The sequence below is a fragment of the Luteibacter sp. genome (assembly GCF_035539195.1).
Lineage (GTDB): Bacteria > Pseudomonadota > Gammaproteobacteria > Xanthomonadales > Rhodanobacteraceae > Luteibacter.
In genome coordinates this window covers 1-13,642 of sequence record NZ_DATLIW010000026.1, presented here as the reverse complement: position 1 = coordinate 13,642, position 13,642 = coordinate 1, and the positions used below count along the sequence as shown (strand labels likewise).

The window sequence follows — 13,642 nt, the reverse complement described above, 5'->3', positions numbered from 1 at the left end:
GCTTATCGTGACCCGATCCCTCCCACAGGAACCCCCGCATGAGCAGATTCCGCACCGAACGCGACAGCATGGGCGAGTTGAAGGTACCCGCCAAGGCTCTTTATGGCGCACAGACCCAGCGGGCGGTGGACAACTTCCCGGTGTCGGGGCTGACCATGCCGCGCGAATTCATCCGTGCGCTGGGCCTGATCAAGTCGGCCGCGGCGGAGGCCAACGTCAAGCTCGGCCACCTGGACAAGGCCTCGGCCAAGGCGATCCGCGCCGCGGCCGAGCAGGTCGCCGCCGGCGGCGTCGACGAGCACTTCCCGATCGACGTGTTCCAGACCGGCTCGGGCACCAGTTCGAACATGAATGCCAACGAGGTCATCGCCCACCTCGCCGCGGCCGCCGGCACGACCGTGCACCCGAACGACCACGTCAACGCGGGCCAGAGTTCCAACGACGTCATTCCTACCGCCATCCTGGTCAGCGCCACGCTGGCGACGACCGAAAAGCTGTTGCCAGCGCTGAAGCACCTGCGCAAGACCATCGATACGCGCGCCAAAGAGTTGAAGAAGGTGGTCAAGACCGGCCGCACCCACCTGATGGACGCGATGCCGATCACCTTCGGCCAGGAGCTCTCGGGCTGGTCCGCGCAGATCGCCGACGCGTCCGAACGGATCACCGACACCCTCAAGCGCACGCGTCGCCTGCCCCAGGGCGGCAGCGCCGTCGGCACCGGCATCAATGCCGATCCCAAGTTCGGCCCGGCCGTGGCGGTCGAGTTGTCGAAGCTCACCGGCGTGACGTTCGAATCCTCGACGAATTATTTCGCCGGCATGGCGGCACAGGATGCACCGGTCGAACTTTCCGGCCAGCTGCGCGCACTGGCGGTGGCCGTGATGAAGATCGCCAACGACCTGCGCTGGATGAACTCCGGACCGCTGGCGGGCCTGGGCGAGATCGAGCTGCCGGCACTGCAGCCGGGCTCGTCGATCATGCCGGGCAAGGTCAATCCGGTGATTCCGGAGGCCGCCGCCATGGTCGCCGCCCAGGTCATCGGCAACGACGCGACGATCGCCATCGGCGGCCTGTCGGGTAACTTCCAGCTCAATGTGATGCTGCCGGTCATTGCGTACAACCTGCTGCAGTCGATCGAGATCCTCGCCAACGTCGTGACCTTGCTGGCCGACAAGGCCATCGCCGGTTTCAAGGTGAACGAGGAACACATCCGCGAGGCGCTCGACAAGAACCCGATCCTCGTGACCGCGCTCAATCCGGTCATCGGCTACGAGAAGGGCGCCGCGACGGCCAAGCAGGCTTACAAGGAAAAGCGTCCGATCATGGACGTGGCCCTGGAGACCACCGGCCTGTCGAAGGCCGAGCTCGCCAAGCTGCTCGACCCCGCCGCGCTGACCAAGGGCGGCATCCATGGCGGCGGCGGTGGTGGCGGCTGATCGGCCACTGTTACGGGGTAGCCGCTCGGCGCCGTGGGATCCATAGCTCCAGCACGTTGCTCGTCCCCGTTCCGACGGGGAGGGCAACGGCTTTCGCCGGCGTTGTCGCCAGCGCCGGCAGGGTGGCATTGCCCCATTTGACCAGGGCCGTCGCGCAGGTCTTGCCTTCGGGCGCATAAAGCAGGGTCGGCGCTTTCCACTCGAACGGGCTGTGCTTGCCATTGCGTTTGGCGGTGTCGGTGACATTCTCGACACCGGGAACCACGATGCCCAGTTCGCGCACCGGCGCGAGGCTCCTGAGCACATCGTCGCGCTGGCTTTCATCGTAGATCTGCGTATAGAGCATGAATGTCTGCCCGTTCTCCGCACAGCTGGCGATGGCATCGTTGCGCAGTTGCGTGCGATCGATCGGCGCGGCCGCCGGCCGGGTTGCCGGAGCGCGTACCGGCGGCGGGGGCGGCGAGGGTCCGGCTTCCGGCAGACCAAGGCTCATGCTCGCCGCCGTCGTCGTTGCCGACACGAAGGCGACCGCGGCGGGATCGCGCCAGCCGTTGTAGTTGGCCATGGCGTCGTTCCACGCACTCGTCGGCCGATGTCCGCTATTGGTCAGCACGAACAGGTCGTAGTCGCACTGCGTCACCAGCGTGGCGTCCTGCGTGCGCGCACAGATCGGCGAGAGCAGGTTGGCCAGATCCTGCATGGTCTTCACCTGCTGGTCGGACAGCGTGGCATTGCCGATATCCGAGGTAAGCAGGTTCACCGTCGCGTCCACCGAGGGATCGAAACTCGCGCTCTGCCGTTCGGGCGCAGACAGATACGTGAGCAGGGAACGCACTTCGTCGTTGACCTCCTTGGTCTGTTCGTTGGCTGCCGATTGCATCTGCACCATCTGTTGCTTGTGCGAGTCCCAGGCCTGCCAACCGGCAAGGAGTGCGGTCAGCAAGGCACCGACGCCGATGGATGTGCCGACGGTCGTGGCGAGGCGTTGCGTGCGGCTCATGGGCGCGGCGGCAGGTGAAAGCAGCGCCGCGTTCGCGCCGATGACCGGAGCGTTCCACGCCCATACCGGCAGGTGGCCGATGAGCGACGGATCGACCGGCGCACCAAGCAGCACGCCAAGCTCGCAGTAGCTTTCCCACTGCGCCTCGTTGAAGAACTGATTGCTCGTGCTTTGCTGCGGGAAGCTTTCCTCGCGGTTGGCATAGCCGGCGATATCCAGCGGCATGTCGTCGGTGGTTCGCGGCTTGACGATGAGCAGGGTGCCGCGCTGTCCGTCGGCATAGGTGATGCGCGCCAACAGGAGATGCGCGTCGCCCGGCCCGTTGGAGATGGTCTCGGGGGTACCGAACATCGGCGCTAACGCGCCGGCCAGCGGTATGAGGCCCGCGGGATCGACGAAGGCGATGGTCGCGTCGTAATCGATGCGTGCCTTGCGCACGAGGTTCTCGACATCGGCAAAGCAGTAATCGGGGTCGGCCCCGCCATCCACCAGCACGATCAACGCCAGCTGGCGCTTCAGCAGCGCGTAGACGCCGGTGTTGTCGAAATGGCCGCCGTCGGACAGATACCACTCCGCGCTGCCGAGGCCGGGAAAGCGCGCGAACATCTCACGTAATACGGCGAAGTATTTGGCGACCGGGCCGTGGCGCCGCACCGAACCTACGGTGAGGTTGTCTTGCCAATAGCCGAGTCGAAGCCCGCTCAGGAACGCCATGGCGGCCGTGCCCGGGCGGGTCAGCGAGCCCATGCCCGAGCCGATTGCGGCACCGGAAATGGCGATCCACTCGGCGACGGTGCTGTCACGTAACAAGGCCGCCGAGCCATCTTCGGGCAGCTGCGTTCCGGTTTCCACGCCCAGCGCGCTCACGGTCAGGCTGACGCCCTTGCGGTCGGCGTTGTACGTGCCGGTGCGATCGTCCACCGTCTGGTTGATACAGCAGTTGACCAGGTGGATCGGCCCACCAAAGTGGTGGGGTACGTAGTCGGTCATGGCGACATCGTCGCCATCCATGAGCGAGGTGATCTTCGCCGTGCGCTCGGTCAGGCTACGCGAGTTCGCGACGAGGGGACTGGCGGGAAAGCGGGGATGCGCGGCGCCGCCATCGGGTCCATTGCCCACCGACACATAGGCCCGGGCGATGCGCGAGCGGTAGAAGAAATGCAGCGACGATCGATTCAGTTGCTGCAGCGCCCGGCCGTTCAACAGCACGTAGGCGAGGCTGATGACGAAGACGCTGGCCCAGCGCGCGTACGCATTGCGCAAGAGATTGCCGAGCACGTCGCCCTTGTCGGGAAAGATGATGGTCTGGAAGATCGTCATCCAGAACAGCGCCAGGGCCATCACGAGTATCAGGCCGAGCACGTTGGCGAGCATGCCCCAGGGTAGCTTTGCGATCCCGGACTTGCTGCCTGTCTGCAGCATCGGCAGGACGAAGCGGGCGATGCCGATGAGCACCGTCGTCACGCCGACGCCGGCCGCGACGTTGCCACCGGCGGCCTCACCGCCGATCTGGGTCAGCCAGAGCTTCATGTACCAGCTGAGCATGTCGAGCAGGCCGAAGGCAAAGACCACCGCCAGCGCTTTCAGGCACCTGGCCAGCCCCTTGGTGTAACGCACCCGGTTGGTTTCCTCGGAACGGCGCAGGCTGCTCACCCGTGCGCAGACCCAGGCCACGGGCGAAGGCAACATGCCAATGGCCCCGAGCCACAGGAGGGTCGCGTCGAACGAGGTGGGCGTGGCGCTGGCCTGCGCGGCCAGATAGAGGCCCACGATGGTGGCCAGCACGGCGGTAGCCAGTCCGCTCGCACTCGCTTTGCCGAGAAACCAGTACGCGTAGCACATGGTCAGTGCGCCGGCGGCCGGCAAGGGCAACAGCCACCACCACAGGCTCATCGCGACGGGCATGCCTTCGCGCACGGCGAACACCCAGGAATAGGCCAGGTGGGGCAGGGTGATCGCACCGGCGAACAGCATGATCAGGACCGCGACTTCCACCTGCGTCGCGAGGAAACCGCGCAGTTGGCTCGCCAGGGCCTGGATCAGGTCCGACGCGCCGGCCGGCGCGAGAAATCGGCCGTTATTGCGCAGCCACCAGAGGAACAGGGAGCCGTCGTCCGCCACACCCTTCTCGACCGAAGCGGCGTCGCCATCCTTGCCGGCGTGGAACAGCCGCCCGAATGCCGAGCCGATATAGCCGCCGCCGGAGACGGTCGACAAGTAGTCGAACCGATGCAGCACCTTGTTGCGGGCGAGGGCGCGAAGCACGCCCAGGCAGAAGGTGGCGCTGCGGATACCGCCGCCGGAGAAGGCGAGCCCCACGCGTGGCGCGGCGGGGTCGATGCCGGCGGCGGAGCGGCGTCGGGCCAACGCTTCGCGTTCGCTCTCCGTGGTCGGCTCCGTTGCCGCGGCGGCTGCTGTGCTCATGCCTCCGTTTGTAGACCCTGCGGCCAGCGCGTGCAACACGCCATGCAGCGTATTCGCGTGCGCTGGCGCACGCTTCCGGGCCATGGCGCGAGGATCAGATCGACGCTTTCGGCACGGTGCACGAAGGATGGTGCATGACGCGCCCGGCGTCGCCGCCGAGTTCGGGATGGTCGAACGGAATGTAGTTCTCCCAGTACCAGGGAAAACAGGTTTCGCCGATCGTCGCTTCCAGCAGGTAGGCGAAGATGCTTTCGCCGTTGGAGCTGTTGCTCATGAGCAGGACGCAGGTGCGCGAATCGATCTGGCAGACCGCGAGGTTGTTCGTCCCGTCGTCATGGCCCGATTTGAAGAACACCGGCCCCGCGCTCGAATGGTAGCGGGCCATACCCAATCCGTAGCCGAGCCCGATGCCGGCGTTGTCGGTGGTATCGGGCGCGCCGATCGTCGGGAACTGCTGCAGCGAACGGATCGCGATGCGCGGCGTCAGCCAGTTCCGGTAGGTGGCGGCGCTAAGGCCATCACCGCGAACCATGGCGGCCAGCAGCTGCGCGTAGTCGCGCGGCGTCGTGTCCATCGATCCCGCCGCGCGCACGGATTCTCGGCGTTTATGGCCCAGGGCCTTGCCGTGTTCGTCGTAGCCGATAGCGACATTGCCGGAGAAATCGTCGCGCCAGGTCATGGCGGTCCGCGTCATGCCATAGGGGGTGAACAGGCGATCGCGCATCAGCGTGTCCACGTCGATACCCTTGCCGTTCTCGATCACGAATTGCAGCAGGTTGATGCCTTCGCCGGAATACGCGTAGCGCGTGCCTGGATCGAAGTAGAACGCAAGCTTGCCGTTCGGATCGTAGTCCTTGCCCGGTGGCCAATAGCGGTAATTGGAGAATCCCGAGCGGTGGCTGAGCAGGATGGCCGGCGTGAGCGCCCTCCAGCGGCCATCGCTGGCGAGGTCCGCATATTTCTCGTAGGCGGGAAGGGGCTTGGGAAGATCGCTGGCGATGCTCGCGTCGAGATCGAGCCGATGGTCGTCGACCAGTCCCATGACCGCGTACGAGAAGGCCAGCTTGGTGATCGATGCCGCATACATCACGGTGTCGGTCTGCAGGGGCAGGTGCTGCGCCGTATCACGCTCGCCGTAGGCGTGCAGGTAGGTCACCTTGCCATCTTCGATGATCGCGATGGCGAGGCCGGGCACGTTGGCCGCTTTCATCAGCTGCTCGACACGCTGGTCGAGGGCCTCGCCACGCAGGGGTTTCGCTGCGGCGGGAGCCGTCGGGTGCGTGGCGCAGCCGGCGATAAGGAGGGCTAGCGGAATGAGCAGGAACCAGGGCGGACGGACCATGAGCGACCTCCAAGTGTGACCCATCAACGGAAGGCGGCCCCCGAAGGGGCCGCCCAATCATCGTTTCAGCTTTCGTCCCGCCAGCGGCGGAACCAGATGGCGCCGGCGATCATCGCGATACCCGCCGCGGCGCCGATCCAGAGCGACGGGCTGGCCAGGGCGCTGTAGTGATAGGCCAGACCCAGGCTGTCGAGCACAGCGGCCGGATCGTTGTGGTCCGGGACCACCAGCGGCGAGGCGTTGCCGACCCAGCTGCCGGGGACAAGGCTGCCCAGCAGGCGGCCGACCACGTTCTTCCAGTACCAGTCGGTCGACAGATTGAGCAGACCCATCAGCCCGAACCAGGAGACGATGACGCCGGAGCCGACGGGCAGGGCGATAGCCCAGAGGAACGGCTTGCTCTTGGCCCAGGCCGAGCAGAGCAGCAGCCAGCCCAGTGTCGGCAATGCCCAGATCGCATACAGCGGGAGCAGCAGCACCATGTTGATCGCGACATGGAGCGGATGCGATGCCATCAACAGCGACCAGAGGCTGATGCCGTGGATCGTGGCGACGACGGCGAGAAGCAGGGCGAGTATCAGTCCGACAACCACGCCGACCGCGATCGCGATGGCGGGAGCGAGCAGGGCGGCACTGGCCAGCTTGGACAGCACGGTGGAGGTATCCGACAGCGGCAGCGACTTCCAGAACAGGATGCTGCGATCGCGGCGGTCGTCGTAGAGCGCGCCAAGGCAGTAGAAGAAGACCACGATGGCGGCGACGCCCAGGATGATCGCCGCGACCGCATAAAGCATGATGTCGATGCCGGCCCCGGCGTTGCGCAGGTCCACCAGGCTCATGTTGTTCTCGAAGTGGACATGCCCGCCGCCGAACTGCAGGCCGCCCCATCGCCGCCCGAACACTTCGCCCAGGGCGATGCCCATGCCGTTGAGCACGAGGAAGACGATGCCGGTGATCACGGGAGCCCAGAAGAAGCCGCCCTTGTGTTCCCAGAATTCGCGCTTGACCAGCCAGTAGAAGGTTTTCATGCGTAGGTGCCCTTCATGGTGGCGACGAAGAGGTCGCCGATCGACGGGCGTCGTACCTCGCCCAGGCGTTCCAGCTCGGGCCGGCTGACGTTGTCGAAGAGAAAAATGCTCTTGCCGAAGACCTGACGCTCGTCGAGCGGCTTCAGTTCCCGGGCCGCGTGTGCGAACTCGGCGCCGACCAGGACCTCGGCGAAACGCTCGCCCAGGCTGTCCATGTCGGTATCGAGCACGATCTTGCCGTCGCGGATGAACATGAGGTCGGTGAGGATGTGCTCGATCTCCTCGACCTGATGGGTGGTGACCAGGATGGTCTTCTCCTCGTCGAAGTAGTCTTCCAGAAGGCTCTGGTAGAACTGCTTGCGATAGAGGATATCCAGGCCCAGCGTCGGTTCGTCGAGCACCAGCAGCCGCGCGTCGATCGACATCACCAGGGCCAGGTGCAACTGCACGATCATGCCCTTGGAAAGCTGTTTCACCTTTTGCTGCGGCTGCAGCTTCGTGCGGGCCAGGAAGGCATCGCACTTGGCGCGGTCGAAGCGGGGGTGGGTGTTGGCGACGAAGTCCACCGCGTCCTTTACCCGTATCCAGCGTGGCAGCACCGCGACGTCGGCAATGAAGCAGACCTGTTCCATCAGCTTGTCGCGGTCCTTGCGCGGATCCAGGCCGAGGACGTTGAGCTCGCCCTCGAACGTGGTCAGCCCGAGGATCGCCTTGAGCGCGGTCGTCTTGCCTGCACCGTTGGGGCCGATCAGGCCGACGATGCGCCCCGATCCGATCTGGAAGGTGGCGCCATCGAGCGCCTGCGAGGACTTGTAGCGTTTGCTCAGGCCGGTGGCGGTAACGACCGCGGTCATGACGGATCCTCCGTGGAGCCCTGGGCTTCACGCATTAAAGTCTTGAGGTCGAGGCCCATGCGCTGGAGGCGGGCAAACAGCGCCGGCCATTCTTCGCGCAGGAAGCGCTCCCTTTCACTCTTGAGCAGCGCGTCACGCGCCCCATCGATCACGAACATGCCAAGACCCCTCCGTTTCTCAACCAGTTGTTCGTCGACCAGCTCCTGATACGCCTTGGAAACGGTCAGCGGGTTGATCTGAAAATCCCCCGCGACCTGGCGTACCGACGGCAGCGGGTCGCCTTCGTTCAAGGCGCCGTCCAGGATCATCGCCACCACGCGTTCGCGGAGCTGGCGGTAAATCGGGACGCTGTCGTTCCAGGTGATGGACATGTATTTAATCCTTGGCCGTGCGGCGCAGTGCATTACCAAACGAATAGTAGGGCATGGCCAGCTGGGCGCCGATCAAGGCAGCGGCGCGATCTTCCGCGCTGCGCTTGAGGGCGGCAGCCGCCGAGTCCAGGGTGGCCTCGCTTGCCAGGGCGGCCTCGCGCACATCGGCGTCGGTGGGCCGCACTTGGAGTGCCGGGAGGTCGACGACGCGAACGCCGTTGACGAAATGGGGGGCGGCGACCAGGGCAGCGGCGCGGTCATCGAAGGAGCGCAGGGCGAACACGCTGGTTCCGGCGATCAGGACAGAGGCGGTGAGTGCGATGAGGTTCGGCGCTTTCATGATTCGACTCCGATGACTTTGCTGCAGGTCGGTCGGTGGGGTTAGAGGGAGGCGACGTTGGCGTCGGCGTTGGCGTAGACAACGATCGGGGCGAGGTCGGTGACATGCGTGCCGTTGATTTCGGTCAGCGGGGCGGCGGCGGTGGAGGTGCTGTGGAAACCGGCCAGGGAAGCCGTGGCGATGGCGAAGGCGGCAGCGAGGGCGGCGAGGTTGAGGTTTTTCATGTCTGTACTCCAGTGGTGGTGTGGGTGACCGGTGTTGTAGTGAACTATAACACCAGATTTTTAGTCGTCAACCGGAATTTCGTGAAATTCCATATGACTTATGGCCTATGCCGTGCCGCGCTGTGCTGGTGGGGTGCGTCGGTGGCACCAGCTCTGATGCGGCTTCCGGGGGAAAGGTTTAGGCGAGAGCTGCGCAGGCCCGTGGGAGCCGCTTCAGCGGTGGGGTGCTGGCGGCGAGCCTGCCCGCTGCCGCGGGATCGCCGCTGAAGCGGCTCCCACACGGAGGGGGTCCCACACGGAGGGGGTCCCACACGAGGGGCTCCCACACGGACGGGCTGGTCAGCAACGAAAACGGCCGGCCCTTTGCGGGGCCGGCCGTTAGCCGATCAAGGCGGCTGGAGCCTTACAGCTCCGCGCGGAACTCCACGCCGATGATGCGCGGGTCGTTGACGAAGGCCGTGCGGTTGTTGAAGTCGATACCGCCGGTGATCACCTTCTTGTCGGTGATGTTGCGACCGTACAGGGCGATCTCGCGCTTGCCGAAGTCCCAGTTATAGCCGACGCGGATGCCGCCTTCGAGGAAGGGCTTGCTCTTGAACTCCGCCGAGTCGTACAGGAAGAAGTTCACCTCGCTGCGGTAGTTCCAGTCGGTGTAGACGAAGAACTCGCCGCTTTCGCCGTACGGGATACCGTAGCGCGCGGTCCAGGTGCCGATCCACTTCGGTGCGTTGGGCAGCGAATTGCCATTGATCAGCGCATTGCCGTCGGCATTGAGCGGATCGAGCACCGTGCAGCCACCGCCGCACGGCGCGATGGCCAGGTTCTTGTCCTTCAGCTCGGTGTGGTTGTAGCTGCCGCCGGCCGTCATGTAGAACTGCGGCGTCAGGTAGGCCTCGAGATCGAACTCGGCGCCGTAGCCCTCGGTCTTCTTCGCGTTGATCAGCTCGGTGACATTGCTCGCACCACCCACCGCCGTGAGCTGCTGGTTGTGCATGTTGTACTTGTAGACGTCTGCGTTGAAGCGGAGCTTGTTGTCTTCCGTGGTGGACTTGAAGCCGACTTCATACGACGTGACCGTCTCCGGCCGTGCCGTGGAAATGCTGTTGGCGAAGGTGATGCGGCCCTGCACGCTGGGCGCGCGGAAACCGTTGGCGACGCGCGCGTACACGTTCGCGTTCTTCGACAGCTGCCAGGTACCGGTCAGGTCGCCGCTCCAGCGCGAGTCGGTCGGTTTGGAGGTCAGCGGACCGATCGGGCCGGTGAAGCCGATGAAGCGTTGCGCGCTGAAGTCGCGCTTGTCGTGCGACCAGCGGGCGCCGGCGCGGACGTCGAATTCGTCGGTGAACTGGTAATCGGTCGAGCCGAACAGCGCCCAGGCCTTCGTGTGCTGGCTCTGGTCGACCAGGCCGTTGAGGGCGTGGTTGTTCAGCGTGTCGTACGAGTAGTTCGTGATCGCGACGTCTTCGTCGAAGTAGTACGTACCCACCTGCCACTTCAGGCGTTCCGCGCTGTCGTTGGACAGGCGGAATTCCTGGCTGAGCTGGCGATCCTTCGGCAGGGCGTCCGCGGTCTCCGAGTAGAAGGGCGTGGTGCGATTGGTGTTGCTTGGGCGGGCCGGCGTCTCGGAGGCGTCGTAGCCGCCGTCCACATCGCCCAGGCTGTACGTCTGCGCGCGTTCCAGGCCGGTGATCGAGGTGAAGTTCAGGTCGCCGAAGTGCCAGTTCAGGTGCAGGTTGCTGCCCCAGGTGAACAGGTGCTGCCGGTTGTTGCCGTCCTGCGAGACCGAGTCGCGGTCGAAGCCCTGGACGAACTGGTCGCTGCCCAGGGTGATCGCGTTGGCGCGGTTGACCATGGCACTGCCATCGAGCAGGCGGCCATGCACGTTGATCAGTGCATCGAAGTCGTCGGAATGCTTGTACATGGCCTGCAGGCGGACAGCACGGTCGTTGTAACCGCCGAGGTCGTCTTTCTGGCCCTTGAAGTCGTTGTCGATCCAGCCGTCGCGGTGCTGGGCGATGGCGGAGACGCGGCCGGACCAGTCGGAGCTGATCTTGCCGCCAATGGCGGCTTCGGCATTCGCCGTGCCGTAGGAGCCGTAGGAGACGCGGGCGTAGCCTTCGGTTTCCTGGGTCGGCTTGCGCGATTCGAACTTGATCACGCCCGCCGGCGAGTTACGGCCGAACAAGGTGCCCTGCGGGCCACGCAGCACTTCCACCTGGTCGAGATCGAACAGCGGGAAACCCTTGAGGATGGGATTTTCCTGGACGATATCGTCGTAAACCATCGACACCGGCTGCGACGCATTGAGGTCGAAGTCGCTGTTGCCGAGGCCGCGGATGTAGAAGCGCGGGAACTCGCGTCCATACGATGTCTCGGCATACACGCTCGGCGCGCGCGCGGCGAGCTGGAGCACGCCGTCGCCGGCCTGGCCGAATGCCTCGAGCTTCTCGGCCGTGATCACGGTCATCGAGATGGGCACCTTCTGCAGGTCTTCCGTGCGCTTCTCGGCCGTGACGGTGACGGTCTCCAGCGTGGCGGTCTTGGCCTTCGGAGCAGTGGGCGCGGCGTCCTGGCTCATGGCCGTGCCGGCGGTGAGCGCCGTGGCGATGGACAGGGCGATGACGAGACGTCGCGGCATACGGCGCGAGCTAACGAGAGACATGGTGTGGTCCGCCTGGGAGGTCCTGGGGTGGGAGAGTGCCTCGCCAACTTCGGTCGAGCCGATCCCCTGGCGAGGGCGCGTCTTTGCGAATTATCCCTTGTGACGTGGTCATGACGGAAGTGTTGCAACGCAGAAAACTGCGTGGATTCGAATGGCCTGGGCTTGTCATGGAAGTGCAACGGGTGGCCGATAACGTGCCGCTCCACCGGAGGCGTTCGTGACGTTTCGGGTATGTAGGCACCACTATCGCCGACGTTTGAGCTTTTTCTCAACACATTCCATGAGTATTTTCGGAGCACCCGCGTATGAAGAAGTTCCCCCTGGCCGCTGCGTTCTGGACGATGTGCGGTACCGCCGCCGCCGAGGGCGCACCGCAAGAAGCGATCGAGCTCTACGTCGATTCGGCCACGCGGCAGCTATTTGCGGAGCCGGGTCCGGGGCGGCAGCGCCTGGGCAAGTTCGCGCAAGTGACGGATACCCCGCCCCCCGCCACTGCCGTGGCCCCCGCCACGGCAGCCTCCACCGTGGTGGCGGGCGCGGTCACGCCGTCCGCTGCGGCGGTTAAATCGGCCTCGCCGGCGGGCAAGGCCTGGTACGACAAGATCGGCATTCGTGGCTACGTGCAGATGCGCTACAACCAGGAGGCCGGCGGCGATGCGAAAGACCTGAAATCGCCCGGCGATCGCTACATCGGTCGCGAACAGGGCTTCGGCATTCGCCGCGCACGCGTGGTCATCAGTGGCGACGTCACCGACAAGATGTCCATTTACATCCAGCCGGATTTCGCCAGTACGCCGACCGGATCGAGCACCGGCAACTTCGCCCAGCTGCGCGATGCGTATGCGGACCTGTGGCTGGACAAGGACAAGACGTTTCGCATCCGTGCGGGCCAGTCGAAGATTCCCTATGGCTGGGAAGACCTGCAGTCGAGCCAGAACCGCCTCGCCCTCGATCGCGCCGACGCGCTCAACTCGGCGGTGCGCGATGAACGGGATCTTGGCGTGTTCCTCTACTGGACGCCGAAGGAGATCAAGGAGCGCTACGCCTATCTGGTCAAGTCGGGCCTGAAGGGTTCGGGCGACTACGGCGTGTTTGGCGTCGGCGTCTACAACGGTCAGGGTGCGAATCGCCCGGACCGCAACGACCAGCTGCACTCGGTGATCCACTTTTCCTACCCGTTCAAATTCGCCAACGGGCAGTATCTCGAAGTCGGTGCGGATGCCTACTCGGGGCGCTACAAGGTGGCGACAGGGTCGGCCGCCATCGGCGGCGCGACATTCACGCCAACGGTGGATGCGCCGGTCGCCGGCTCGACGGATCGTCGCGTCGCGGCACATGTGGTGTATTACCCGCAGCCGTTCGGTTTCCAGGCGGAGTGGACAGTGGGGCAAGGTCCGGGGCTCGACGTCGCGCGAAGGATCATTCGCACGCAATCGGTTCGCGGCGGCTATGCGCAGGTGATGTACAAGTTCGACGGCGATTTCGGCTCGCTGATGCCGTATGCGAAGTGGCAGACGTATCGTGGCGCGTCGAAGTTCGACACCAACGCGCCGAAGATGCAGGTGTACGAACTGGAGGCGGGTGTCGAGTGGCAGCCGTCCAGTGCCGTCGAACTTGCGGTGGCGTGGGCGAACATGCGCCGGACGGATGTCAGCGCGGCGCCGTACCGTCGTATCGATGGACAGCTTCTTCGCGCGCAGTTGCAGGTGAACTACTGAGTAGTCGGCCTATTTTGGTTCGTCACGGATGACTGGGAGGCGGGCGCTCGGCATGCCGGGCGTTCGTTCGCACCTTGCCGATGGCTCGCCTTCGGCCTCGCGGGGCTCGGCTTCGCCATCGCTTTGTACACTTGGGCGTTTCGCGGGGAGACCTTGGCGCCCACCCTCGCTGCTCAGACAGGTCCTCCGCGTTCGGTGCGGAAGGCCGCTGCGCGGCCTATGTATCTATATGGCCTACGGCCG

10 protein-coding genes are annotated in these 13,642 nt (G+C 65.1%); 2 read left to right on the top strand and 8 right to left on the bottom strand.

What is annotated here, in order from left to right:
* Positions 1-38 precede the first annotated feature (38 nt).
* Positions 39-1,436 carry a class II fumarate hydratase gene (locus VM621_RS07680; RefSeq protein WP_325468378.1) on the top strand — a complete coding sequence of 466 codons (1,398 nt, stop codon included), beginning with the start codon at positions 39-41 and terminating at the stop codon, positions 1,434-1,436.
* A gap of 10 nt (positions 1,437-1,446) precedes the next feature.
* Here the strand turns inward: VM621_RS07680 and VM621_RS07675 are convergent, their stop codons facing one another.
* The 8 genes from VM621_RS07675 to VM621_RS07640 form a co-directional block, all read right to left on the bottom strand.
* Positions 1,447-4,860, bottom strand: a complete 3,414-nt coding sequence (locus tag VM621_RS07675) for a patatin-like phospholipase family protein (RefSeq protein ID WP_325468377.1) — start codon at positions 4,858-4,860, stop codon at positions 1,447-1,449.
* Positions 4,861-4,954: 94 nt separating this feature from the next.
* Entirely contained in the window at positions 4,955-6,202 is a 1,248-nt protein-coding gene (locus VM621_RS07670; protein ID WP_325468376.1) for a serine hydrolase domain-containing protein, read from the bottom strand.
* A 65-nt stretch (positions 6,203-6,267) separates the two neighbouring features.
* Positions 6,268-7,230 carry a hypothetical protein gene (locus VM621_RS07665; protein ID WP_325468375.1) on the bottom strand — a complete coding sequence of 321 codons (963 nt, stop codon included), beginning with the start codon at positions 7,228-7,230 and terminating at the stop codon, positions 6,268-6,270.
* Complete coding sequence (locus VM621_RS07660) at positions 7,227-8,084, bottom strand: ABC transporter ATP-binding protein (RefSeq protein ID WP_325468374.1); 858 nt, start codon at positions 8,082-8,084, stop codon at positions 7,227-7,229. The genes VM621_RS07665 and VM621_RS07660 overlap by 4 nt, the downstream gene beginning before the upstream one ends.
* Entirely contained in the window at positions 8,081-8,455 is a 375-nt protein-coding gene (locus VM621_RS07655; protein ID WP_046969113.1) for a GntR family transcriptional regulator, read from the bottom strand. The genes VM621_RS07660 and VM621_RS07655 overlap by 4 nt, the downstream gene beginning before the upstream one ends.
* Before the next feature lie 4 nt (positions 8,456-8,459).
* A complete protein-coding gene (locus VM621_RS07650) occupies positions 8,460-8,795 on the bottom strand; it encodes a hypothetical protein (RefSeq protein ID WP_325468373.1) in 336 nt (111 codons plus the stop codon).
* A 41-nt stretch (positions 8,796-8,836) separates the two neighbouring features.
* The gene (locus tag VM621_RS07645; protein WP_325468372.1) at positions 8,837-9,019 is read right to left on the bottom strand and encodes a hypothetical protein; all 183 of its coding nucleotides are present in this window, start codon (positions 9,017-9,019) and stop codon (positions 8,837-8,839) included.
* A 403-nt stretch (positions 9,020-9,422) separates the two neighbouring features.
* Positions 9,423-11,681: a TonB-dependent receptor gene (locus VM621_RS07640; protein ID WP_325468371.1), complete on the bottom strand. Its 2,259-nt coding sequence runs from the start codon at positions 11,679-11,681 to the stop codon at positions 9,423-9,425.
* Between the two features lie 305 nt (positions 11,682-11,986).
* Here VM621_RS07640 and VM621_RS07635 point away from each other — a divergent pair, with 305 nt between their 5' ends.
* On the top strand, positions 11,987-13,399 hold the full coding sequence (locus tag VM621_RS07635) for a porin (protein ID WP_414674507.1): 1,413 nt from the start codon (positions 11,987-11,989) through the stop codon (positions 13,397-13,399).
* The last annotated feature ends 243 nt before the right edge of the window (positions 13,400-13,642 follow it).

Excerpts from the sequence above, each read along its gene's own strand:
- VM621_RS07645 (WP_325468372.1), bottom strand. The coding sequence starts at position 9,019 with ATGAAAAACCTCAACCTCGCCGCCCTCGCTGCCGCCTTCGCCATCGCC.
- VM621_RS07660 (WP_325468374.1), bottom strand. The coding sequence starts at position 8,084 with ATGACCGCGGTCGTTACCGCCACCGGCCTGAGCAAACGCTACAAGTCC.
- VM621_RS07665 (WP_325468375.1), bottom strand. The coding sequence starts at position 7,230 with ATGAAAACCTTCTACTGGCTGGTCAAGCGCGAATTCTGGGAACACAAG.
- VM621_RS07680 (WP_325468378.1), top strand. The coding sequence starts at position 39 with ATGAGCAGATTCCGCACCGAACGCGACAGCATGGGCGAGTTGAAGGTA.
- VM621_RS07670 (WP_325468376.1), bottom strand. The coding sequence starts at position 6,202 with ATGGTCCGTCCGCCCTGGTTCCTGCTCATTCCGCTAGCCCTCCTTATC.
- VM621_RS07675 (WP_325468377.1), bottom strand. The coding sequence starts at position 4,860 with ATGAGCACAGCAGCCGCCGCGGCAACGGAGCCGACCACGGAGAGCGAA.
- VM621_RS07635 (WP_414674507.1), top strand. The coding sequence starts at position 11,987 with ATGAAGAAGTTCCCCCTGGCCGCTGCGTTCTGGACGATGTGCGGTACC.
- VM621_RS07650 (WP_325468373.1), bottom strand. The coding sequence starts at position 8,795 with ATGAAAGCGCCGAACCTCATCGCACTCACCGCCTCTGTCCTGATCGCC.
- VM621_RS07655 (WP_046969113.1), bottom strand. The coding sequence starts at position 8,455 with ATGTCCATCACCTGGAACGACAGCGTCCCGATTTACCGCCAGCTCCGC.
- VM621_RS07640 (WP_325468371.1), bottom strand. The coding sequence starts at position 11,681 with ATGTCTCTCGTTAGCTCGCGCCGTATGCCGCGACGTCTCGTCATCGCC.